This is a genomic window from Streptomonospora halophila (genome assembly GCF_039542725.1).
GTDB classification, from domain to species: domain Bacteria; phylum Actinomycetota; class Actinomycetes; order Streptosporangiales; family Streptosporangiaceae; genus Streptomonospora; species Streptomonospora halophila.
Window position 1 is genome coordinate 62,803 of the sequence record NZ_BAABIK010000014.1, and the last position, 23,033, is coordinate 85,835.

A 23,033-nucleotide genomic window follows, 5' to 3' on the forward strand; every position below is an offset into this window, starting at 1 on the left:
CCGGTCCCAGGCGGGCCTCCCGGGCGCGGCGGCGATCCGGGAGGCCCGGTCTCCTCAGCCGATCAGGTCGCGGCGGCGCAGGCCGGCCAGGCCCGCCGCGCACAGCCCGGCCGCGAGGGCCGTGAGGACGATCAGCGTGGCGGCGCCGGGCACGCCCAGGAACGGCAGCACGTGCGAGAACGGTGAGAACGCCAGGAAGAGCCAGCTCGGCCAGCCCAGATGCTGGCCGAACTCCACAGTGAGCGCGACAACCAGCGCGCCGTAGGCCACCACGGGCGCGGCGCGGCCCGCCAGGCCGCAGGCGGCCATGGCGATGCCCACCATCACCCACACGGCCGGGATGAGGCGCACGGTGATCGCGAGCATGGCGGACGCGTCGTCGGCGCCCAGGGCGAACCCCAGGCCCACCACCACCAGCAGCACCGCGGGCACGGCCAGCGCCGCCGCGAGGTGCCCGGCGGCCCAGCGCAGCCGGCTGACCGGAGTGGACAGCAGCAGTGCGGCGTGCCCGTCGTCCTCCTCCGCCCGGATCCGCAGCACGGTCTGGAGCGAGTACAGCGTGATCGGGAAGACGGTGGTGAAGGCGATGTAGACGAACAGGACGTCGGCCGGGTCGGCCGACCCCGTCGCCGCCGCCCACTCGGCCATCCGGTCGCTGGTGGCGTACTGGTCCATGGCGGCCGACCCCACCAGGGCCGTGGGCACGCAGATGGCGGCCGTGCCCGCGACCCACGCCAGCGCCATCGCCCGGTGCTGCCGCCAGGCCAGCCCGAACGTGCCGCTCAGCCCGCGCGGTGCGGTGGTGGGGCCGGGGCGGGAGGCCAGCACCCCGGAACCGAGGTCGCGGCGCTCAGACAGGAGGAGCGCCACGCGCACGAGGACCACGACCAGGGCCGCGACCAGCAGGAACGGCCACCAGCGGTCCGCCGCGAACGGCTGGGTGCGCTGCAGCCAGCCGTTCGGCGTCAGCCACCCCAGCCAGGTCAGGCCGGGTCCGGCGAGATCGGAGACCCCGCGGACGAAGTGCAGCCCCATGAAGGCGGCGAAGGCGCCGACGATCGCCGCGCGCGGCCCGGACGTCAGCTGCGCCGCGACCACCGCCATGGCAGCCGAGATCCACACCGCGCTCCCGACCACGAGGCCGAAGATCAGCGATCCGGTGGCGGGCATGCGGGAGGCCAGCATCGCCGCGCTCGTGAGCACCGCCAGAAGCGCGCCCGCAGCGAACACGACGAGCAGCGCCGCGGCCAGCGGGGCGTGGCGTCCCACCGCTGTCGAGCCCACGAGCTCGCGTCGGCCGGCCTGCTCGTCGGTGCGGGTGTGCCGCACCGTGAAAACCACCGCGCCGAGCGCCGCGAGAATGGTCGCGGCGCCGAACGTCTCCTGCACCAGCAGCGCGTTGATGTCGGTGCCGTAGGCCGGTCCCTGGAACAGCTTGTACATCGGGACGTCGGTCATGACCTGGTCATAGCGCGCCTGGCGGGCCGCGGCGGTCGGATACAGCGACGCGTAGGTGCCGCCCGTCCGCCCGGCGGCCACGCCCCAGCTCAGCAGCAGCCACACGGCGAGCATGACGCGGTCGCGCCGCAGCAGCAGCCGGGCCAGCGTGTCGGCTCCGGTGAACGTGCCGCCGGCGCCCGCCGGCGCCCGCGGCGCGAGTGCGGCCGCGCTCATCGGGCCGCCGTTCCCAGTCCGCGGCCCCGGTCGGCGGGTGCGCCCGGTTCGGCCTGGTAGTGGCGGAGGAACAGCTCCTCCAGCGTGGGCGGCTGTACCGTGACGTCGACCAGTCCCAGTGAGTGGAGGTGGACCAGGACGTCGCCGACCCGGTCGGTGTCGACCTGGAGGCGCACGTGGCGGCCCTCGGTCCGCAGGTCGTCCACCCCGGCCAGTCCGCTCAGCCCGCTCGGTTCGGCGGCCAGCTCGGCCGAGACCGAGGAGCGGGTGAGGTGGCGCAGCTCGGACAGGGTGCCCGCCTCGACCGTCCGGCCGGCGCGGACGATCGTCACCCGGTCGCACACCGCCTCGACCTCGGAGAGGACGTGGCTGGAGAGCAGGACGGTGCGGCCCCGGGCGCGCTCCTCGGCGATGCACTCGCGAAAGACCGCCTCCATCAGCGGGTCCAGTCCCGAGGTCGGCTCGTCGAGCAGCAGAAGCTCGGCGTCTCCGGCCAGGGCCGCGATGAGCGCCACCTTCTGCCGGTTGCCGGTGGAGTAGGTGCGGCACCTCCTGCTCGGGTCGAGTGCGAAGCGCTGCACGAGGTCGTCGCGGCGCCGCCGGTCGGCACCGCCTCGCAGCCGCCCCAGCAGGTCGATGACCTCGCCGCCGGTGAGACCGGGCCACAGGGCGACGTCGCCGGGGACGTAGGCCAGGCGCCGGTGCAGCTCGACGGCCTTCTCCCAGGGGTCCCCGCCGAGCAGCCGCACCGTGCCCGAATCCGGGCGGCTCAGGCCGAGTAGGATCCGCAGCGTGGTGGACTTGCCCGCCCCGTTCGGGCCGAGGAAGCCGTGCACCTCGCCCGGTCGGACGGCCATGTCCAGGCCGTCCAGGGCGCGTGTGGTGCCGAAGGTCTTCACCAGCCCGGTGATGTCAACGGTCTCGGTCATCGTCGGGTCCGTTCTGTGACGTGGAGGTGCCGCGCTGGTAGGTGTGCGCCGCGTCGCGGATGGCCGTTCCGGTGTCGGAGGCCGCGAACTCGGCCATGGAGGCGTAGACGTCGAACATCGCCAGGCCGATTCGTGCCGTGTTCTCGGCGGCCAGCACGTCGGCGCCCATGCGCCGGGAGAGGTGCCGGTGCAGCACGACCGTCGCCTGGTGCATCGCGGCCATGACCGCCGCGGCGTCGCGCACCCGGTCGGAGCCGGGCGGGAAGCGCTCGGGCCAGGTCCGGCTCAAGAACGCCTCGGCGGCCGAGGCGCCGCTGTCGAAGAACGACGCGGCCGAAGGGGAGCCGTCGACCATGGCGCGGGCGACGTAGCGCAGGATCAGCGGGCTGTGCTGGAACATCCGGGAGAGGAAGTCGGTGTCAATGATCTCGCCGCCGGTGACGCCCAGGCCGTCGAGGCTGCCCAGGGTCTCGGCGGCGTAGGTGTCGCACGCCTGCCGCAGGGCGTCCTTCGCGCCGAAGTGGTGCTGGACGAGCCCGATCGAGACCCCCGCGGCCTCGGCCACGCCCTTGAGGGTCGCGCCGGCGAACCCGTGTTCGGCGAACTGCGCGAGTGCGGCGTCTCTGATGCGTGCCCGCGCGGTCAGATCCTCGGGCGGCCGGTCGCCTGGCCTGTTTGCTGTAACCACGTATTTGAAACTATATGAGTTTATTGCTTCTTGTCCATGACGTATTGCCGGCGCCGGCGGTCGCTGACCGCGTCCGCCCCGCCGGCGGCCGCCGGCGCAGCGGCGCCGTGCGGCCGCCGGGCCCTGCCCGGCTGCGGCTGCGGGCGGGCGTTGCGAATGCCTGCTGGCGCTATGATTCGCAGCGGTATGTCCGACATGCCATCCCCGCAGACAGGAGTGCCCGGATGAGCGAAACGCCCGGATGGATGCGGGTCGGCTCCGAGCCGGCCGCCGCCCGCGCGATCGACACGAGCGTCGCTCATCCCGCCCGGATCTGGGACTACTGGCTCGGCGGCAAGGACAACTTCGCCGCCGACCGTGACACCGGCGACCAGATCCTGGCCGCCATTCCCGCCATGGTCGACAACGCCCGCGCCGATCGCGCCTTCCTCGGCCGGGCCGTGCGGTACCTGGCCGTCGAGGAGGGCGTGCGCCAGTTCCTCGACATCGGCACCGGAATCCCCGCCGCCGGCAACACCCACGAGGTCGCCCGCGAGGTCGCGCCCGGAGCCCGCGTTGTCTACGTCGACAACGACCCGGTCGTGCTCACCCACGCCCGCGCGCTGCTCGCCGGCGGCGACGACGTGACCACCGACTACATCGACGCCGACCTGCGTGAGCCCGAGCACATGCTCGCCGGCGCCGCTCGGACGCTGGACTTCGGCAGCCCGGTGGCCGTCATGCTGCTGGGCGTCCTGGAGTTCGTCCCCGACGCCGAGCAGGCGCGCTCGATCATCACGCAGGTGATGGAGGCTGTGCCCGGCGGCAGCTTCCTGGTGGTCTCGCACTCCACGAACGAGGTGCACCGCGAGGCCATGGAGGAGGCGGCCCGGCTGTGGAACGAGGGCGGCTCGACCCCGCTCACCCTCCGCGACGCCGCGGGACTGCGGGATCTGTTCGGCGGGCTGGAGCCGGTGGAGCCCGGCGTTGTCTCCTGCACGCTCTGGCACCCCGACGAGGCGGAGGTGGGCACCGTCGCGCCGGTCGCGCAGTACTGCGGCGTCGGCCGCAAGCCCTGAACGCGCGGGCGCGCACCCTTCCTGTCGAGCGCTCCGGACGATGCGGGCCGGGTCGCCGGCCGATGCGCACCGACGTGAGAGCGGCGGGGTCGCGCACCGCGGCAATGCCGTCGACGCCGATGACGGCCGGGCCGCGCGGCGCCGCCGGGCCGAAGCCGTGCAGCACACCGAGGGTGTGCAGCGCGACGACGCCGCCGGGCGCGGCGACCGCCGCCACCTCGGGGGCCGCCCCGGCGCCGTTCGGCGCTCGGACCGCTCCTCACCCCGCGGCGAACCGCTGAGGGTTGAACGGTGTTCACGTCGGTGCCAGGCTGACCGCATGCAGTCGACCCGGCGGACGAGGCGACCGAGGCGGCGGCGCACCCCGGGCGCAGCGGTTTTCGCCGGGTTCACGGCCCGGGCGGCACCTTCGGCGCCTCGCGACACGGGGCGTCGTCTTCACCGGCTCCAGGCGGCACGGCCGCTCCAGCGTCGGCTGACCGGTAGGGGGAGTATGACGAGGGTGATCGGCACGGCCGCGGAACTGCGCGAACATGTGAAACCACCCGTGCGGGCGATCGCGGAGAAGGGCATCGACCACATCGACGCCGAGTCGCGCCGCTTCATCGAACTGAGCCCGTTCTTCCTGCTGGCGACCGCGGCCGAGGACGGATCGTGCGACGTCTCGCCCCGCGGCGACCCGCCCGGAAGCGTCCTGGTGCTCGACGACCGCACGCTGGCGTTCGCCGACCGCAAGGGCAACCGCCGCCTTGACAGCCTGGAGAACATCCTCCAGCGCCCGCACGTGGGCATGCTGTTCCTCGTGCCGGGCTCGGGGGACACCGTGCGGGTCAACGGCGGCGCCCGAATCGTCGCCGAGGCCCCTTACCTGGAGCGGATGGCCATGCGGGACGTCACGCCCGGACTGGCGGTCGAGGTGACGGTCGAGGAACTGTTCCTGCACTGCAGCCGGGCTTTCGCCCGCTCGTCGCTGTGGGACGCAGACACCTGGCCCGAGCGCGCGGACGTGCCCAGCGCGGGAAGGATCGCCCGCAGCCAGGCCGGTTCCAAACTCCCCGCCGCGGTGTTCGACGCCGTCCTCGACCGCGCCGCCCGCGACCCGTACTGATCCGCTCCCCGGCCCTCCGGGGGAAGGGACGACCGCCCGCCGCCGGACCGGCCGACGGGGGGCGGCCCGGTCAGGGGGCGGGTTGCAGGACGACGATGCGCGGGTGGCGGCCGGCGAGGCTGACCTCGTGGACGTGGAGAACGTGCCAGCGCGGGTCCTCGGCCAGTGCCGCCGACTGGTCGCGGCTGACGATCGCGGCGACCAGCCCGCCCGGCCGCAGGGCCCGCCGCCACCTACGCGCATACGGTGCCAGGTCGCCGATGCCTAGGCGGACGTCCCACGGCGGGTTCGTCACGATGCGGTCCACCCGCGCATGCGACTCGGCGAAGTGCCGGGCGTCGCCGACCCGCCATCGGACCGCACCCGGTCGTGGCGTGTTGGCCCGCGCCGCGGCGATGGCGCGCGGGTCGCGGTGCACACCCAGGTATTCGGCGCCGGGCGCGAGTTCGCGGCCTTCGAGCAGGAGCGTCCCGGCTCCGCAGAAGGTGTCGGCCACCCGGTGGCCCGGCTTGATCCGGGCGAGCCGGGCCACCGCCGCGGCCACGGGCGGGTGCAGGCTCCCGACCACCGTCTCGCGCCGCCAGCTGCGGCGGTGCAGTGGCGCGTCGAACGGCCGCACGCCGATCCACATCGTCGTCCCGTCGAGCAGGACGCGCCACTCGACGCTGTCCGCGGGCGGGGCCGTTCCCGCGCGCCGGGAGTGATAGGCGGCGCCGGTGCGCTCGCGCAGGGCCGCGCCGACCGCGTCCTCGATGTCGAAGCGGGTGTAGTTGCGCCGGCCGTGGAACGACGCGGTGACCGCGCATCCCTCCGCGGCGCGGGCCCACGAAGGCGGGATCAGCAGGGAGCGGGCCTCGGCGGCCGCCGAGGCGAGGCCCGGCCTGGTCCTGCCGGGGTCGGCGACGGCGGCGGCGACGAGGAAGAGGTCGTCGGCCAGCCGCGGCGGATCGGTGATGGCGGTGGCGGCGGTGGGCTCGACGACGAGCTGGCGCTTGGACGAACCGACCACGCGGTGGCCGGCTTCGGCCAACTCACGGGCGGCCAGGTGTTCGAGACCTGTGACGGTGCGCACGAGCGTCCGCGGCGATGCGCTGAGGGAGAGGGCGCGGGCGAGCGACTCGGCCGCGCCGGGGCGCGCAGAGGGCATGACTGTTCTTCCCGGTAGCGGTCGGGAGCGGCCGGACGGCCGGCTCCCGCATCGCTAGCCGCGGGCGGGCCTCGGATCGGCTAGCGGAGCGCTAGCCGAGTCGGAAGAACATGAACATGCGCCGATGGTTCCACACCTGGCCGCTGCGCCGCACCCGGAATTTCCGCGCCCCGGCGCGCGACGACCCCGTTCGGGGCAGTGGCGCGGGATCCCGCAGCCCTTCTAAAATCAAGCACCGGCCCGGTCTGCCGGGCCGGTTCCCTCCACCGGAAGCGGTGAAGATCGTGACTGTCACAGTGCGGTTCGCCTGGTGGCTGTGCGGGCTGTTCCTGGCGCTCGGTATCGGCGTATCCGGCACGGGCGTCTGGCTCTGGGCGACCGTCGACGGCGAGGCGGGCGCGGCCGCGCTCGTTCCCGGGGGTGGTTCTCCTGGTCTTCGGGATCGTCTACGTCCGCATGCCCTATTTCGTGCTCACACCGACGGGGAACTGCGCGTGCCCATCATGCTGGGCGCCAGGGCGCGGACCGCCGTCCGTCCGCGGGCCCGCCTGGATGCAGGCGGCCCACGCCTGACGATGACGGTCGGACGGCGGACGACCACGCCGCTGCCGGTGTACCGGGCCATGGCCCGCGGGAAGGACTGGGACGGCCTCCGCGAGCGGCTCGACCTGCAGAACGAGCCCGACACCGCCTGACCGCGGGGTTCGCGCCGGGAGCGTAGGTGCTCCACGGTGTCGCGGCGGCACCCGCCGCCGCAGCGGCTCCCGGGCGCGGAGCGCTAGGCGCGGTCGCGGGAGGCGTCCGCGTGGGCGAGTGCGCTGGGCGTGAGGCGGCCGACGATCGCCGGCGCCTCCTGGACGAGCGCGTCGTCGGTGAGCGCCTCCACCATGAACAGCGCGAAGTCCACCCGGCGCGTCCGGTCGCTGGCCAGGACCGGGTCGCCGACATGCCGGCTCCACGCGGGCAGCCCCTGGCTCTCGCCCTCCTCCAGGGTGCTGCCGCGCACCACGGTCCACCGGGTGTCGCTGGCGAACACCCGGCGGCACGCCTCCACCTGGTCGTCGATCTCGACGTAGCGGAGGAGTCTGCCCAGCAGGGAGGCGATCCGCAGGGCCGCCTTGAACGCCCGCGAGTACGTGTCCCCGCCGTCGCGCGTGATGTGCCAGCCGCAGGAGAAGACCAGGCGCGCGTCCGGCCGCGCGTGGTCGAGCACCGCCTGCGCCGTGCCCGACGCGTGCTGCTGCACGCCCCAAGGCACCAGAACGGTCAGTACACCGTCGCACCCGGCGACCGCGCGCCGGATCACGTCCGGATCGTTCGTGGGCCCCGCGACGACGGTCATCCGGCCCTCGAACTCCGCCAGCTTCGGCACGCTGCGCTCGCGGCAGACGCCGACCACCTCGTAGCCGCGTTCCAGCGCGTGCTGGACCATGTACCTCCCGAGCTTCCCGGAAGCCCCGACGATGCAGACCCTCTTCACCCGATCCGTGCCCATGGCGCAGTCCTTTCGCCGGTATGCGTACCTTACGCTATAAGACACGTTAGCCTTATCCTGTAAGTCGAACAAGAGGCGCGAAGGGAGGAACGGATGCGCGAGGGAGGCGAAGGCCGCCGCAGGGTGTCGGCGCGCACCCCGCTCAGTCGCGAGCGCGTGATCCGCACGGCGGTGGCGGTGGCGGACGAGAAGGGCTCGGCCGCGCTCACCATGCGGGCCATCGCCGAACCGCTGGGCGTCGAGGCGATGTCGCTCTACCATCACGTCGCAGGCCGGGAGGACGTCCTCGACGGCATGGTGGACGCGGTCTTCGGCGAGATCGACCTGCCGCCGGGCGGTACGGACTGGAAGAGCGCCATGCGCCACCGCGCAACCTCCGTCCGCGCCGTGCTCCGGAGCCATCCCTGGGCCGTCGGCCTGATGGACTCCCGCTCCCGGCCCGGTCCCGCGACCCTGCGCCACCACGACGCCGTCATCGGCGCCTTGCGCGCCGGCGGGTTCTCCGTCCGGATGGCCGCGCACGCCTTCTCCCTGATCGACAGCTACCTGTACGGCTTCGTGATCCAGGAGCTGAGTCTGCCGTTCAGCGGCTCGGCGGAGCTGGAGGAGGTCGCGGGCGCCATCCTGCAGGGGATGCCCGCCGACACCTACCCCCACCTCACCGAGCTCGCCGAGTACGCCCTCGGCCCCGGATACGACTACGCCGACGAGTTCACGTTCGGACTCGCCCGCATCCTCGACTCCCTGCACCCCGACGAAGGCGCGGGCGCTTAGTCTCCGCGGTCTCCGCGTCCGCGCCGGTCCCCGTGCTTGCGGGCTCCCTCCACCGCGATCGGCGCCGCCGCGCGGCAAAGCGGCGGCAAAGCGAACAACCGCCGCTCACCGGGGGCTTTTCCGCGGCGCGGCCGGCTGCGCAATAAACCGTTCCGGTGCGATCGGAGCCGGGCCGTTCGGCGCCGACATCGCCGCGTGCGCCGCCCGTCGGGCCCACCTCCGGAGAGTGCGCTGCGCATTCTCTGCGAAAACGACGCGACGGCGCGGGGAATTCGGAGTCCGCTGCGGCGTTCAAGTGCGGCCCGGTTCTCGGGAAAACGCGACGCGACGCCACGCGGGGGTAAAAACCGCGAATGATTGGGAAAGGGGGTTGGTTCGCCCTCGGAGGGCGCGCAGACTGAGGCTAGAGGACTGCGAGTGGGGTGATCGGCCGGTTCGGTTTCCGGTTGGCGGTCGGCTGCTCGGGTCCCGAAGGTGATACGTCCGTAAAGCGCGGGCGGTTTTCGGCAAGGGGGCGAAAAATGACCACCGCGAACCGTGGCGAGGTCGAGGCCGACATCAAGAACACGCTGGGTATCGTGCCGCACTTCTTTTCCCGGATTCCCGACGAACTGATGGCGCCGGAATGGGAGATCTTCAAGCGGCTCGAACTGGGTGAGACGCTTATCCCGAACAAGTACAAGGAACTCATGGGCGTCGCACTGCATGCCGAGACCAAGTGCCAGTACTGCACCCTCTTCCACACCGAGGCGGCGAAACTGTTCGGCGCGTCGGACGAGGAGATCCAGGAGGCCGTCCACTACGCCAAGAACAGCCTGGGCTGGAGCGCCTACCTGAACGGCATGCAGGAGGATCACGAGACCTTCAGCAGCGAGCTCGCCCAGATCGGCGAGTACCTCGGCTCCCCGGGCTGACCGTGCGACTGGAACGAGAGCGGCTGACCGTGCTCCGGGCGACCCTGCACGCGCACGAGCTCGCGACCCTGATGGCCGCCGCGCGGTACGTGGTGCACAGCGCGCCGACCGGTATGCCCGAGGAGGCGCGCCTGCAGCTCGCGCGCGTGCTCGACGACTACGACGAGCAGGTTCGGCGCCTGCCTCCGCACGCCCCGAAGGGGCCCGGCACGAAGCACGGTCCGCCGCCCGGACAGGTGCCGTGACAGGCCGCACGGCCGGCCACGGCACCACCGCCCGCGGACGCGCTTTTCGAGCCCGCGTCCAGTCGGGTTACCAGGCCAGTTCGACGGAGCAGGCGTTGAGGCCGGAACCCGCACCCATCAGCAGGACCCGGTCGCCGCGTTCGAGGCCGCCGGCGTGGGCGGCCAGGGTGAACGGGATGGTCGCGGGGCCCATGTTCCCGTAGGTCGGGAAGGTCAGCGGCACACGTCCGGGATCGATCCCCATCGCGGCGCACATCTCCCGGGTGTGGGCGGTGGAGACCTGGTGGGAGATGTAGCAGTCCATGTCCGACCAGCCGAACGACGCGGGCACGGCGGCCCAGGCGGCGGCGGCGATGGAGGCTCCCGCGTCGAGCAGTCCCTTCGCGTCGGTGCTCATGCCGTCGAGGTCGCCCACGCACAGCCGGTGGTGCTCGGTGTGGGCGCGGGTGGAGGCGGCCAGCAACGGGTGCCCCGCGGGGTGCTGGTCGCGCCGCCCCAGGACCATGGCGGCGGCGCCGGAGCCCAGGGTGAGGGTGGCGAACTGGGTGAGGACGTCCTCGCGGGTGGCGTCCTCGCGTGCCAGGCGTTCCAGCGTCCTGGTCTGCATGGGCCGCGCGCATTCGCCGTCGACGATCAGCGCGTGCCCGATGCGGCCGGCGTCGATCATCGTGGCCGCCAGCTCGACGGCGTTGAGGAAGCCGAGGCAGGCGTTGCCCAGGTCGAAGTTGAGGCAGCTGGTCGGCAGGCCGAGCGCGTGGTGCACCGCGACGGCCGACGCCGGTTCGAGGTGGGCGCGGCTGACCGAGGTGTCGATCAGCAGCCCGACCTCATCGGCGCTGATTCCGGCCTCGGCGAGTGCCTTGGCCCCGGCCATGGTGGCGGCGTCGGTGAAGCTGACGTCGCGGGGCCACCACCGGCGTTCGCGGACGCCTGCGACGCTCTCCAGCAGTCCCGGGCGAAGCCGCAGCCGTGCGTAGGTCGCGGCCAGCCGCTCGTCGAACTCGGCGGAGGAGACCACGTGCGGGGCCTCGAGACCGCAGGTGGTCACCACCGCGGTGTTCTCGTAGCGCTGGGTGTGGTTGCCGGCGGCCGAGCCGCTGTCGCGGCCGTGGGCGGGTTCCGTCGCCGGTGTCTGCGTCATGTGGTTCCCCTCCGAGGAGTTCGATATGGCGTCTGGGCGGCTGTGGCCGCGGTCGGGTCCGAACGGGGCGGCGTTCCGCACCGGCTCAACAGAGCGCTGCGCAACGGCCCGGTCGCCGGGGGCGGCCCCGCCGAACCGCGCGGATGCGCCGGCCGGGGCACGACTCTGCGCACCCGCATCGCGACGTTGCGTATCCGCCTGGTGCGGCAGCACCGGCTCAGGCTCCCCTCCTGTGCCCGAAGCCGGTGTACAGCGGAATCGTCGCGAACCGCCCGCGGCGGCCGCGGCGGCGACCGCCCCGGTCGGCATCACCGGCCCCGCAAGGGCCAGCAGCGGCAGTATGGCGGTTCGCCGACCCTGTGTGAGCGTGAACAGCGAAAACGGCCCCGAACGATCGTCGTCTCCGGGGTCGTGCGTCCAGCGGCGCCCGCCGTCGCGGGGGACGGGGAACGGCGCGGCGGGGTGTGCGGCCGGGGCGCGCGGGCGCTGCGAGTGCGCAGGAAAGTCCGGCGGCGGGGTGTGCGGCCGGGCGCGGAAGCCCCGCGGCGACACCGGGCCGCGCCTCGCGCGGTACGGCCGCCCGGGCCGCCCGGGGCGGCGCGGTCCTAGCCCTTTCCGCCCTCGTCGTCGGGGGCGTTGCACCACCGCTTCGGGCCGGGGTCGTGGCGCATGGCGGAGGCGCGCTCGTCCTGCCTGCGGGGCTGTCGGCGCGTCCCGCGCTGCGTTCGGCCCGTGACCGTTAGTGTCCTCGGATCCGCGGGTAGCGGCCGGCCAGCGCGGGAGGAGTAGTCAATGAGTCATGAGCCGACGCCCAGCCGTGCGGCGATCAAGGGGCACCCCATCCATCCGATGCTGATCGCGCTGCCGATCGGGCTGGTCATCGCCGCGTTGGCCGCGGACATCGGGTATCTGGCCGAAGGGTCGCGGGCCTGGGCCCTGGCCGGCCTGTGGCTGGTCGGCGGCGGGTTCTTCAGCGGTCTGGTGGCGGCCGTACCCGGTTTCGTGGACTTCATCGGGAGCCGGAAGATCCGCAAGCACGCGAAGGCGCTGCGGCACGGAGCCGCCAACGGCGTCGTGCTGGTTCTGCTGCTGGTCTCCTTCCTGCTGAGGATTCCCGATCCGGAAGGCGCGGTCCTGCCGCCGGGGCTGATACTTTCGGCGCTCAGCACGGCGATTCTCGGCTATTCGGGATGGTTGGGCGGCGAGCTGTCCTACAGGCACATGTTCGGCGTCAACCCCTCGTAGCAGGGGCGCGGCCGCCGTCCGGACCGGGGCGGCCTGCACCTGCCCGACCTCCCCTCCGCGAGGTGGCGGTCGGCGAACGGCCGCACAGCGGCCCGGGCACAGGTTCAGCCGTGCTCGGCTCGCGAGGGCTGCTCGGTCGGAACCAGCGCCTCGTCCGCGCCCTGGATCTCGGCCATCAGCCGCTGCGCCTCCAACAGCAGCCCGCCGCGGATGCGGTCGTCGAACAGGTCGACCTCGCCGGCCGCGTCCGAGGCCACCAGCTCCTCCAGCACCTCCCGTGCGCGGGAGCTCTCCTGTTCCAGCGCCGAGAGCGCCCGGTCCAGGTGGTCGGGATCGATGTCGGCCAACCGGTCCAGGCTGCGGTGCAGCTGCGCCAGGAACTGCCCGTAGCGCCGGAGGAACGCCGGCTCCGCGTCGTCGCCGTCCCGGCTGATGCGGCGCAGGACGGTCGCGATCGAGCGGATGCGCTCGCCGGTGGCCGCCAGGCGGTCGGCCAGTTCGAAGTAGCCGTCCAGCGACGGCCGGGTGCGCATGAGCAGCCGGCGCGGATTCCACCGCAGGCTGCGCCGCCCCTCGTCCAGCGCCTCGCGCACCCGCGCCCCCATTCCCTCCAGGCGCCGCGCCCGCTGCCACCATTCGTCGGCCTCGTCTTCGGCGGGCGGTCGCTGCTGGATGATGCCGGCGACCTCGCCGACCAGGTCGCCGGAGGAGCGGGCGAGGTTGGTAACGCCGTACTCGGCGCGGCGGTAGCGCAGCGGCGGCAGCACGAGGATGTTGACCACCAGGCCGATGGCGCACCCGACGAGCACGAGGCCCACCAGCTGCGCGAGCATGCCCATGCGGTCGGCGGCGCCGTCGTCGCTGATGAACACCGAGTAGGCGAAGAACGCCGCGGTGGTCACCAGCTGGCCTTGAGCGCCCAGCCTCGACCACCGGCCGATGACGAGGGCGACCGTGGCCACGACCGCGAACGTCCACAGCCGCGGCTCGAACACGAACCCCAGCAGCCCTTGCAGGCACACGCCCAGCACCGCGGCCCCGACGAACCGCAGCGACCGCGCCAACGACTCCCGCACGGTGACGTGGACCATCACCACGGCGGCGAAGGGGGCGAAGGCCGGTGATGTGGCCTGCAGCAGCGTATGGGAGACCGCCCAGGCGGCCGTGGCGGCCAGCGCGGACTTGGCGACCGTCACGACGGCGGTCCGCTCGGGGCCGGCGTGGCGCCACGCGCGCAATGCGCTGCTGCTCAGACGGACCCGGGCCGTACGGCGCGGCACGTCGTCGGCGGATGTGGATCGGGGCATGGAACGCACCTCGCGGGGGTCGGGTAACCGGGGATGCGTGAGCGCCTACCCGGGAACGGGTAAAAGGCGACGCCCGTGCCGGGGAGGCGATTGCCACCCGATCGCCTCGGCCGCGGAATGCGAGTGGTGTAATCCAGGGCTGATCCGACGTCCTCGGGGTGACGATTCCCGCAGGTCACACGATGGCCGTCCGGCGACGCCCGTCCGGGCGGCTCACAGGATGCGGGAGAACAGCACCAGGACGTTGCTCGAGTAGACGCCGACGAACGCCGCCGCGGTGAGGGCGGTCGCGGCCGTGCCCAGCAGGATGGAACGCGGGTCGGGGAAGCGCCGCACACAGGCCCAGGCGAGCAGCGCCGTTCCCGCGGCGACGGAGCCGGACCAGTAGAGGGGCGAGGTGGTGTCGGCGATGTAGAGCAGCCCGTACACGCCCTCGCCGACCAGCACACCGCTCATGGCGCCTATCGCCGCGGGAGCGAGCCCGCTCCGGCGGCGCACGGTGGCGGCGCCCCAGCCCAGCACCGGGCCCACCACCACGGCCGCCGTCAGCCAGAAGGCCGTCGCGACCGGCGAGGCGGCATAGCCGCGCAGCACCGAGGCGAGGTCGTAGCCCAGGACCATGGCCGCCAGCGACAGCGACGCCGCGAGCATGCACAGCCACGGGCGCGGGCCGCGCATCGCCAGCAGGAACGCGATCAGGCTCCACGACCCGGCCGAGTTGGCCAGCGGCGCGAGCGCGGACGGCAGCAGGCCCTGCCCGTAGGAGGTCAGACAGCCGACGAGGAGTCCTCCGCCGACCGCCGTCGCCAGCGGCGGCAGCGCGGTCCCGGCGGAGGAAGCCGCCTCAGCGTCGGTGGTCATGGTCTCGGCTCCTTCGTCCGTCGTCGGGTCACGGCACCGAGTGCGCCACGCTACAGCAGCGGGAAGGCCGGCGGATCCGGGGCCAGGACGTCGACCGGAGCGGCCGAGCACGGCTTTCGGCACCGCCGTATGTGCTTTCGGGAGAGGAGGGAAACCCGTGGCGGTGCGGCCTTCTGTACCCGGCGGTAATGGAGGAATTCACTGCGGAACGACCGCCCGGTCTTCACCTCCGGAATGCGCGCGAAACCGGTTCACCGCAGCCCCGTCGAGCGCGGCCGCCCCCTCCCGCTGTCGCGAACCGCGGGGCGGGGGCGGCCGTACGTCACTGCGCCTCGGCCGCCGGCGCCTGCGGCTCGGGGGCCGTGACCGGGCGTACCAGGAGCAGGAGGGCCGCGGCCGCGACGAAGATCCCGCCGACCACCACGTAGAGCGCCTGCGGCGTCCAGCCGAGGTCGAGGAGCGCTCCGGCGGCGGTGGGAGAGACGATCGCGCCGATCCGGCCGATGCCGATGGCGGTGCCCACGCCGGTCGTACGCACGCCCGGTCCGTAGACGGTCGGGGCCAGCGCGTACAGGCCGGCGATGCAGCCGTTGGCGAACAGCCCGATGAACGCGCCCAGCAGGAACGCCGCGGCCAGTACCGACGTCGAGGCGATGAACACCCCCAGCAGGACCGCGGTGAGCACCATGTAGGCGATCAGCACCGACCGCAGCGCGAACCGCGCCGCAAGCAGGCCCAGGGCGGCCGCGCCCAGGATGCCGCCGACGTTGAGCAGGGTGCCGCCGGTGATGCCCTGGTCGGCCGAGAGCCCGGCCTCGGTCAGCAGCGTGGGCGTCCAGCTCGTGATGAAGTAGAACCCGGCCATGGCCAGGAAGAACAGCAGCCACAGCAGCAGCGTGGTGCGGCGGTGGTCGGCGGCCACCAGCCGCAGGAACCCGGCGCCCATGTTGTTCGGGGCGTGCTCGGGGGCCGGGAGAACCTCAAGCGGTTCGCGCCGCATCCGGCGGGCCAGGGTGTTGACGCGCTCTAATGCCCGGGCTGGGCGGCGGGTGGTGAGGAAGTCCAGCGACTCCGGCAGGAGCAGCAGGACCAGCGGGATCAGCGCCGCCGTGCATACACCGCCGAACAGGAACACCGAGCGCCAGCCGAACTGGTCGATGAGGACCACCGCGGCCACACCGCCGCCGGTGGCGCCGATGGCATAGCCCGTGGAGTTGAGGCTGACCGCGAGGCCGCGCCAGCGTTTCGAGGCGTACTCGCTGGCGATGACGTTGCTGCCGGCCAGGATGCCGCCGATGCCGATGCCGGTGAGCACCCGCAGTATCCCCAGGTGCAGCATCGACTGGCTGACTCCGGAGAGCAGCATGCCCGCGCTGGCCAGAACCAGGCACAGCACGATCATCGGGCGGCGGCCGATCCGGTCGGCCCACGGCGCCAGCAGCATCGAACCGGCGGCCATGCCGACCAGTCCCGCGCTGAGCAGGAGGCCGAGCTGGGCGCCGGACAGGCCCCACTCGGTCTGCACCGCCCGCCCCGTGAAGGCCATGACCAGGACGTCGAAGCCGTCGAGCACGTTGAGCAGCCAGCACACGGCGACCGCTGTCCACTGGAATCCCGACATCGCGCCGGTGTCGAGTTCGGTGCGCAGTGACCGGGCCATCAGGCGGCGTCCCGGCCGGTGAGCGGGCTGAGGGGGGATGGAACACGCATCGGAGCACTCCCTGTGTCGCGTGTCAGGGACGGGGGTCGCGACATCGATGGCTGCAGAACCGAGCGCCCCGCGGTTCGAGCGCACGGCGGCGCGTTCCATAGTGCGCCTGTCGGCGGCGAAGGTAAACCGCCTTCTCGGAATGCGGAAAACCCGTATCCCCGGGGCTGCGGCGACGGCGCGCCCGCTCGGCCCCGCCGCCGTCCGGGCGCCGGCCCCGGAGAGCGAAGGTGCCTCGCAGGCTGCGGCCGGTGCGCTCGGCCGGACCGTCCACGTGCGGGCGGCGGCCGGGGCAGGGCGGACGTCGGCGGCGGTCCTCAGCCGGTGTAGGTGCCGCCGAACCGTGCGGGAACCAGGTCGGCGCGCTCGGCGCCGGTCCGGATCAGGTGGAGGATCGCCTCGGCCCCCCACTCGGCGGGTGCGGCTGCGGCGCATGGCTGGACTCCAAGCGCGAAGCCGACGCCTGGCCCGCGCGGACGGAGCCGATGAACTGGAGGGCCGCGTTCTGTCGATGAGGACGTGGGCGTAGCGGCGCCACAGGTGGGGGTGGACCGCGGCGTCGTCGCGGAGCACCTTCGACGCGACATGGATGTGCGGATCGTCGCCGCCCATGGGTTCTCCCTGCTCGCGCGGCCGGACCGAACCTGCTCAGGGCAGCACGCGATAGGTCACGTGCGTGACGGAGGTCGCCGCACGCGACTCCGCCTGTTCGAGCTCCAGCGGCGGAACACCGTCGAACAGCCGCGTACCGGCGCCGAGCGTGAACGGCACGATGTGCAGCCGCAGCTCGTCGATCAGGCCTGCCGCGAGGTACTGGTTGGCGGTGGTCGCGCCGCCCTGGACCGCGACGTCGCCGTCCCCGGCCGCTTCGCGCGCGCGTGCCAGCGCGGACTCGATTCCGTCGGTGACGAAGTGGAACGTGGTGCCGCCGTCCATCGGCTGCGGATCGCGCGGGTGGTGGGTGAGCACGAAGACCGGGCCGTGAAACGGCGGATCGTCGCCCCACCAGCCGTTCCACTCCCGGTCCCACTCGCCGCGCACGGGGCCGAACATGTTGCGGCCCATGATGAACGCCCGGGCGGCCGTCATCCGGTTGACCTCCGCCCGGTTCTCTTCGGAGGTTCCGGCGAACCAGGCGTGCAGCCTGCCGCCCCAGCCGTCGCCGCCGTCGTCGCCGAAGGGGCGCTCCTCGCTCTGGTTGAGCCCGGCCGAGTACCCGTCGACCGAGACCGACAAGTCGCAGGTCACTCTCGCTCTACGTGTGGTCATCGCCCTGCCCTCCCCGTGGCGGCCGGCCGTCGCCTTCGCGGCGAACCACCGCTCACGCATCAGCATGGTGCATGGACGGCCCCCGCCGGAAGGACATCCGCCGGACAATCGCAAGGGCCGAGTTCCCAGGACGGGCGGGCTACAGGCGCGGCGGCCGACGGGCCGCAGCACAGCCGACCTCGCACGCGGGGAGGGGCGGACCGGGCCGCATGGGGCCCGAAATAGCGACCGCAGCGGCCGCCTCGGGCAGTCCCATCACCGGCCGTGAACGCCGACCGGCGCGGTAGCCCGGCGGTCGGCGTTCACGGCCGGGGCACTAGTGCGCGGCGTCGTATTCGGCGACGATCGAGGCCGGGATGCGCCCGCGGTCGTTGACCTGCTTGCCCTGCTGCTTGGCCCACTCCCGGATCGCGGCGGTGCGCTCCCGGTTGCTGGGCTGGTTCTTGCGCTTGGATCCGCCGCCCTTGGGCGCGCGGATCTTGCGGGCGGACTCGACGAACGGCGCGATCGCTGTTCTCAACTTGTCGGCGTTCTCCGAATTGAGATCGATCTCATAGGAGGTTCCATCGAGTCCGAAGGACACGGTTTCCTCGGCCTCGCCTCCCTCGACGTCGTCGTAAAGAAGTACCTGTACCTTCTGCGCCACTGTGCCTCCTCGAATGCCGGCATTGCCGGGCCGCGGAACGGCATCCGTCGCCGTCGCGCCGGGCTGCTTACCGCTGCGCGACGGCGACCCGGGTGCCCTGGCTGGACGGTGGTTCCGGCCCGAGCGCGAGGGCTGCGGCCGCCCTCGCCGGCGCCTCTGCAAATGCTGCCCGTCGGCAACTCTTTCACGGTTCCTATTTCCTATTCCTACGGCAGGAACGCGTTTCACGTCAAGCCGGGCGCGCTGCCTTGGCGCATTCGAATCCCGGAAGGAGGGGAATGCGGGCCGGAAAGCCGCGCCGCGCGTCGGGGAAATGACGCGGCCTGGCAGGCGCCCCCGGGTTTTCCCGCGTTCGCGGCCGCCGCGGACTCGGGCGACAAGCGGCGCGTATTCGGCGGGTGCTGCACCCGCCGGACTTAGGCGGGCCCGGTCGGGTGGGTGCGGCACTCCCGGACACCGCACGGCCTGGCGCCGCCCTCGCCGCTTCCCCAGAATTGGCAGCGCGAGACCGCAAACAGGGAAGAGCAGGGATTGAGCAGGGATGAGGAGCAACACGTTGCGCGAAGCGGACCAGCCCGGCGCCGATGTCATCGGCATGTGGGTCACTGCGGACGGCTACATCCGGCAGGAGCTGCGCGCCGACGGGCGCTATGACGAGGCGCGCGGCGACCGGCGCAGCGCCTACACCGGCCGGTACACCGTGCGCGGAAACCACCTGGACTACGTGGACGACACCGGCTTCACCGCGACCGGGGACATTCGCGACGGCGTGCTCTACCACGAGCACCTCGTCCTCTACCGCGAAGACCGGGACGGCACAAAGTAAGCACCGCGCGCCCCTGAGCCCCGTCGGCGCCCGGCCCTTGGCCCCACCGGCGGCGAGCCCGGTGCCGCCGGCTGGGTGTGCTGCCGCTTCCGCCGGCCGCCCGCCCGGCTCCGGGGGACTCGCCGGGCCGGGCGGGCGGCTCGTGTCATCGGGGGTGCGGGCCCCGGCTCAGCCGGACGAGCCCTTCGGGCCGGGGGAGCCGCCGGGCTCGGACGCGCCCCCGTCGTCGTCGATCGTCGGGCTGATGTCGAACCGGAACTCCCCCTCGTGCTCGTCCACGCCCTGCTGGACCGCGGCCTCGACGACCTCCACCCGCTTGTTGTCCAGCAGCATCATCGGGTCGCTGCGCAGATCCTTCATGAGGGAGACGCAGAGCAGGACCATGACCAGCGCGAACGGCAGGGCCCCGAGGAACGTCAGGTTCTCGATGCCCGATAGTGCGTCCTTGCCGCCCGCGATCAGCATGATCGCGGCCACGGCGCCGGTGGCCGCACCCCAGAAGATGACCACGGTCCGCCGCGGCTCGATCGTTCCGCGCTGGGAGAGCGTCCCCATGACGATCGACGCGGCGTCGGCTCCGGAGACGAAGAAGATCGCCACCAGGACCATCACGATGACCGTGGTGATCCCGGTGAGGGGGAGGTGCTCCAGCACCGCGAAGGCCTGGGCTTCCGCCTCGCCCGCCCCGAACACGTCGGCGCCGTCGCGCTGGAGGTCGATCGAGGCGCCGCCGAAGATCGAGAACCACACCACACTGACCGTGCTGGGCACCAGAAGCACCCCGGTGATGAACTGCCTGATGGTGCGCCCGCGGCTGATCCGCGCGATGAACATCCCGACGAACGGGGTCCAGGAGATCCACCAGGCCCAGTAGAACACGGTCCAGGTGCCCAGCCACTTGTCCATTTCGCGGCCGCCGGTGGCCCCGGAGCGCGAGGCCATGTCGCCGAAGTCGGCGATGTAGCTCCCGATGCTCGTGGGCACCAGGTTGAGCATGAACACGGTCGGCCCCATCACGAAGACGAAGACCGCCAGGAGGCCGGCGAGCACCATGTTGGTGTTGGACAGCCACTGGATACCCCGGGAGACGCCGGAGACGGCTGAGATGACGAAGCAGATGGTCAGCACCACGATGATGACCACCAGGACCGTGTTGCTCGCACTGTCGATCCACCCGGACTCCTGCATGCCCGAGCGGATCTGCAGGGTGCCGATCCCCAGCGAGGCCGCGGAACCGAACAGCGTGGCGAACAGCGCCAGGATGTCGATCAGCTTGCCGACGGGCCCGGCGGCGCTGCTCCGCCCGAGCAGTGGGGCGAACACCGAACTGATCAGCTGCGTGCGGCCGCGGCGGAAACTGGCGTAGGCGATGGCCAGGCCGACGACGGCGTAGATCGACCAGGGGTGCAGTGTCCAGTGGAACAGGGTCGTGGCCATCGCCGTCTCGATGGCCGCCTCGCTGCCGCCGTCCACCGTTCCCGGCGGCGGTTTGACGAAATGGGTGAGGGGCTCGCTGACGCCGAAGAACATCAGGCCGATCCCCATGCCGGCGCTGAACATCATGGCGATCCACGAGACGGTGCGGAACTCCGGCTCCTCGCCGTCCTTGCCGAGGGGGATCCGCCCGTAGCGGCTCACCGCCAGCCAGACCACGAAGACGACGAACGCCGTGGTCGCCAGCACCAGGCCCCACCCGGTGTTCCGCAGGAGCCAGTCGAGTGCGGTCTGGGCCGACGAGGCGAGCGTATCCTTCGATACGACCCCCCACCCGACCAGGACGAACATGATGACCGCGTTCACCCCGAAGACGATCCAGTCGGTACGGATCCGCGGTGCCGGTTGCGCCGTCGCGCTGTCGGTGGTCGGTTCTCCCGCGGGATCTCGTCGGTCGGGTGACGGGGAATTCTTCATTCGCTGATACTCCGGTGCCGATAGATGGTGCCTCTCCTCTTCTTCGTTTCTGCGGGGTTCCGCGAAAGTCCGTGTCGGACGCCGGAGGGAAGAGCGCTCCTGTGCCTCGGTTCCTCGCCTGCGGTGGTCGGCAGGTTTCGGAGCGTGTCCGCCGCGGTGCGCGGAACGCGGCTGCGCCGGCGCGTTCGCGCGCTCGGCCGCTGCCGTCCTCGGATGCCGTACATCGTGACCTGTGTGGAGTCGCCGCTGGGAACGCCGTACAGCCGCCCCGCGATCCTCGAAATGCGACGATCCGATGCCGGCAGCGGCTGTCGACCCGCAATGGTAGACGCCGTCGGCTTCTTCCCGGTTCCGGGGGAGAGCCGGTGTGGTTCGGAAGCGGCAGGGCGGGCGGACGGCTGCAAGGAATCGCGGAACGGTGAAGAACGCACCGCCTCCGCGAATGCACGGGATCGCCGCCTCGCCGCCCGGGTCGAGCAGTGCCGCCTCGCCATCGCTACCGCGCCGGCAGTGCCCGGTGCCGCGTTCGGGTACAGGGCCCGCTGGACCGGGGCGGAAGCGACGCCGCTGTCTCGGCGGCGGGCGCAAGGGACGCGGCGCCGATTCCACACCCGCCTGCTGCGTGGGGCGCGCCGGTCGGGGAGGGGACGGAACGCCGCCGTGCTCGGAACCGGCGCGGATCGGCGGCCGGGGCTCCGGCATTCCGGCCGATGCGCGCGCCCAGCTTCCCCCGGCCGTCCGGAACCCGGTTGCGAAACGCTGGCAGCTCGACAGGGGCGGCGTCTGTGCGCCCACAGCGCACTCCGCGGCAACCTGGGCGCGCCCCGGACGCCGGCTACCGCGGGGCACGCGGCGACGGCGGGGCCCGCGCGTCCGGAAGTACTCCCCGTGGTCCGGCCCCCCGCATCCAGCCGGGCCGCGGAGGCGGGTGCGGTTGCGTTGCGCTGGGCCCCTCCTTCTCGCCGGAGCCGGATGAGGGATGTAACTTTCCTACTTGATATGTGACACTACGGGTGGAAATTTTACGTCGCAGGGAACTCCTGCGGCCGTGCGCACGCCTCGGAAGGGACTGCTCCAGCTCATGGCCACTACTGACACCAGCGGGGCCGACAGTCCGGTGCAATCGGAGGGTCCGATCCGCGACCTGCGGGCCGACCTCACCTCGTTGGCGACCGAGGCCCGCCGGAGCGATCTGAGCGGTATCGACCGGATGGCCACCGAGGCCATCGTGCGCACCATGAACGCCGAGGACGCGATCGTGGCACCCGCGGTGGGAGCCGCGGCCGGAGCCATCGCCGCGGCCGTGGACGCCATCGCCGCCCGAATGGCCGCCGGCGGCCGGCTCGTGTACGTCGGCGCGGGAACCGCGGGCCGACTGGGAGTGCTGGACGCCTCGGAGTGCCCGCCCACGTTCAACACCGATCCGGAGCAGGTGATCGGGCTGATCGCCGGCGGGCCGGCGGCGATCGACAGCGCGGTCGAGGGAGCCGAGGACGACGAGCGGGCCGCCGTCGCCGATCTGGACGCGCTGGGCCTCGCCGCCGAGGACACCGTGGTGGGCGTCTCCGCCTCCGGGCGGACTCCCTACACCGTCGCGGCGGTCGCCTGCGCCGCCGAACGCGGCGCCCTCACTGTCGGCGTCTCCTCCAACCCGGGCTCACCCCTGGGCGCGGCCGCCGCCCACCCGATCGAGATCGACACCGGTCCCGAGCTGCTCGCCGGCTCGACCCGCCTGAAGGCGGGAACCGCGCAGAAGCTCGTGCTGAACACGCTCTCCACCGTCGCCATGATCCGCATGGGCAAGACCTACGGCAACCTCATGGTCGACGTCCGCAGCTCCAACGAGAAGCTGCGTGCCCGTGCGCACCGGATCGTTGAGATGGCCACCGGTGCGGGCGGCGACGAGGTGCACCGGGCCCTGTCCGCGAGCGGCGGCGACGTCAAGACCGCCATCCTCACCATCCTCGGCCGCGTCGACGCAGCGGAGGCGGCCCGCCTCCTCGGCGCCTGCGGCGGTCGGCTCCGCGAGGCGGTCGAAGCGGCCGCCCCCGGGGGCTGACGCCCCCGCACACCCCCCAACCCCGAGC

Annotated in this window: 21 protein-coding genes; 9 read left to right on the forward strand and 12 right to left on the reverse strand. The window is 72.7% G+C overall.

Going from position 1 to position 23,033, the window contains the following annotated elements; genetic code table 11:
- Positions 1-54: 54 nt before the first annotated feature.
- The 3 genes from ABEA15_RS13585 to ABEA15_RS13595 are packed head-to-tail and all read right to left on the reverse strand — an operon-like array spanning position 55 to position 3,291.
- Entirely contained in the window at positions 55-1,674 is a 1,620-nt protein-coding gene (locus tag ABEA15_RS13585; RefSeq protein WP_345556915.1) for an ABC transporter permease, read from the reverse strand.
- Positions 1,671-2,603, reverse strand: a complete 933-nt coding sequence (locus ABEA15_RS13590) for an ABC transporter ATP-binding protein (protein ID WP_345556916.1) — start codon at positions 2,601-2,603, stop codon at positions 1,671-1,673. The genes ABEA15_RS13585 and ABEA15_RS13590 overlap by 4 nt, the downstream gene beginning before the upstream one ends.
- On the reverse strand, positions 2,587-3,291 hold the full coding sequence (locus ABEA15_RS13595; RefSeq protein WP_345556917.1) for a TetR/AcrR family transcriptional regulator: 705 nt from the start codon (positions 3,289-3,291) through the stop codon (positions 2,587-2,589). The genes ABEA15_RS13590 and ABEA15_RS13595 overlap by 17 nt, the downstream gene beginning before the upstream one ends.
- Positions 3,292-3,515: 224 nt before the next feature.
- Here ABEA15_RS13595 and ABEA15_RS13600 point away from each other — a divergent pair, with 224 nt between their 5' ends.
- A complete protein-coding gene (locus ABEA15_RS13600; protein WP_345556918.1) occupies positions 3,516-4,349 on the forward strand; it encodes an SAM-dependent methyltransferase in 834 nt (277 codons plus the stop codon).
- A gap of 493 nt (positions 4,350-4,842) precedes the next feature.
- Entirely contained in the window at positions 4,843-5,457 is a 615-nt protein-coding gene (locus ABEA15_RS13605) for an MSMEG_1061 family FMN-dependent PPOX-type flavoprotein (protein WP_345556919.1), read from the forward strand.
- 70 nt (positions 5,458-5,527) lie between these two features.
- Here the strand turns inward: ABEA15_RS13605 and ABEA15_RS13610 are convergent, their stop codons facing one another.
- Positions 5,528-6,604 (reverse strand): TRM11 family SAM-dependent methyltransferase, encoded by a 1,077-nt coding sequence (locus tag ABEA15_RS13610; protein ID WP_345556920.1) that lies wholly within the window; start codon positions 6,602-6,604, stop codon positions 5,528-5,530.
- 110 nt (positions 6,605-6,714) lie between these two features.
- Between ABEA15_RS13610 and ABEA15_RS13615 the strand changes: the two genes are divergently transcribed.
- Entirely contained in the window at positions 6,715-7,299 is a 585-nt protein-coding gene (locus tag ABEA15_RS13615) for a hypothetical protein (protein ID WP_345556921.1), read from the forward strand.
- An 83-nt stretch (positions 7,300-7,382) separates the two neighbouring features.
- Here ABEA15_RS13615 and ABEA15_RS13620 read toward each other — a convergent pair whose 3' ends face one another.
- Positions 7,383-8,099, reverse strand: coding sequence for an NAD(P)-dependent oxidoreductase (locus ABEA15_RS13620; protein WP_345556922.1), 717 nt, complete (start codon positions 8,097-8,099; stop codon positions 7,383-7,385).
- Positions 8,100-8,192: 93 nt separating this feature from the next.
- On the opposite strand from ABEA15_RS13620, the gene ABEA15_RS13625 reads away from it, so the two are divergent.
- The 3 genes from ABEA15_RS13625 (at position 8,193) to ABEA15_RS13635 (ending at position 10,032) form a co-directional block, all read left to right on the forward strand.
- The gene (locus ABEA15_RS13625; protein WP_345556923.1) at positions 8,193-8,873 is read left to right on the forward strand and encodes a TetR/AcrR family transcriptional regulator; all 681 of its coding nucleotides are present in this window, start codon (positions 8,193-8,195) and stop codon (positions 8,871-8,873) included.
- A 578-nt stretch (positions 8,874-9,451) separates the two neighbouring features.
- Positions 9,452-9,787 (forward strand): carboxymuconolactone decarboxylase family protein, encoded by a 336-nt coding sequence (locus ABEA15_RS13630; RefSeq protein WP_345556924.1) that lies wholly within the window; start codon positions 9,452-9,454, stop codon positions 9,785-9,787.
- Positions 9,788-9,789: 2 nt separating this feature from the next.
- Positions 9,790-10,032 (forward strand): hypothetical protein, encoded by a 243-nt coding sequence (locus ABEA15_RS13635; RefSeq protein ID WP_344146242.1) that lies wholly within the window; start codon positions 9,790-9,792, stop codon positions 10,030-10,032.
- A 67-nt stretch (positions 10,033-10,099) separates the two neighbouring features.
- Here ABEA15_RS13635 and ABEA15_RS13640 read toward each other — a convergent pair whose 3' ends face one another.
- A complete protein-coding gene (locus ABEA15_RS13640; RefSeq protein WP_344146239.1) occupies positions 10,100-11,173 on the reverse strand; it encodes a 3-oxoacyl-ACP synthase III in 1,074 nt (357 codons plus the stop codon).
- Between the two features lie 792 nt (positions 11,174-11,965).
- On the opposite strand from ABEA15_RS13640, the gene ABEA15_RS13645 reads away from it, so the two are divergent.
- A complete protein-coding gene (locus ABEA15_RS13645; protein WP_344146237.1) occupies positions 11,966-12,418 on the forward strand; it encodes a DUF2231 domain-containing protein in 453 nt (150 codons plus the stop codon).
- A gap of 104 nt (positions 12,419-12,522) precedes the next feature.
- Here the strand turns inward: ABEA15_RS13645 and ABEA15_RS13650 are convergent, their stop codons facing one another.
- From ABEA15_RS13650 to ABEA15_RS13670, 5 genes are all read right to left on the reverse strand, one after another.
- Positions 12,523-13,725, reverse strand: coding sequence for an FUSC family protein (locus ABEA15_RS13650; RefSeq protein ID WP_345556925.1), 1,203 nt, complete (start codon positions 13,723-13,725; stop codon positions 12,523-12,525).
- A 213-nt stretch (positions 13,726-13,938) separates the two neighbouring features.
- Positions 13,939-14,586: a DUF6518 family protein gene (locus ABEA15_RS13655; protein ID WP_345556926.1), complete on the reverse strand. Its 648-nt coding sequence runs from the start codon at positions 14,584-14,586 to the stop codon at positions 13,939-13,941.
- A gap of 322 nt (positions 14,587-14,908) precedes the next feature.
- A complete protein-coding gene (locus ABEA15_RS13660; protein WP_345556927.1) occupies positions 14,909-16,246 on the reverse strand; it encodes an MFS transporter in 1,338 nt (445 codons plus the stop codon).
- A 696-nt stretch (positions 16,247-16,942) separates the two neighbouring features.
- Positions 16,943-17,563, reverse strand: coding sequence for a dihydrofolate reductase family protein (locus tag ABEA15_RS13665; RefSeq protein WP_345556928.1), 621 nt, complete (start codon positions 17,561-17,563; stop codon positions 16,943-16,945).
- A gap of 316 nt (positions 17,564-17,879) precedes the next feature.
- Positions 17,880-18,209, reverse strand: a complete 330-nt coding sequence (locus ABEA15_RS13670) for a histone-like nucleoid-structuring protein Lsr2 (protein ID WP_345556929.1) — start codon at positions 18,207-18,209, stop codon at positions 17,880-17,882.
- Between the two features lie 541 nt (positions 18,210-18,750).
- Between ABEA15_RS13670 and ABEA15_RS13675 the strand changes: the two genes are divergently transcribed.
- Positions 18,751-19,035 (forward strand): Atu4866 domain-containing protein, encoded by a 285-nt coding sequence (locus tag ABEA15_RS13675; RefSeq protein WP_345556930.1) that lies wholly within the window; start codon positions 18,751-18,753, stop codon positions 19,033-19,035.
- Between the two features lie 168 nt (positions 19,036-19,203).
- On the opposite strand, the gene ABEA15_RS13680 is transcribed toward ABEA15_RS13675, so the two are convergent.
- Positions 19,204-20,835: a BCCT family transporter gene (locus tag ABEA15_RS13680; RefSeq protein WP_345556931.1), complete on the reverse strand. Its 1,632-nt coding sequence runs from the start codon at positions 20,833-20,835 to the stop codon at positions 19,204-19,206.
- Between the two features lie 1,192 nt (positions 20,836-22,027).
- Here ABEA15_RS13680 and murQ point away from each other — a divergent pair.
- Complete coding sequence (gene murQ / locus ABEA15_RS13685) at positions 22,028-23,005, forward strand: N-acetylmuramic acid 6-phosphate etherase (RefSeq protein WP_345556932.1); 978 nt, start codon at positions 22,028-22,030, stop codon at positions 23,003-23,005.
- Positions 23,006-23,033 lie beyond the last annotated feature (28 nt).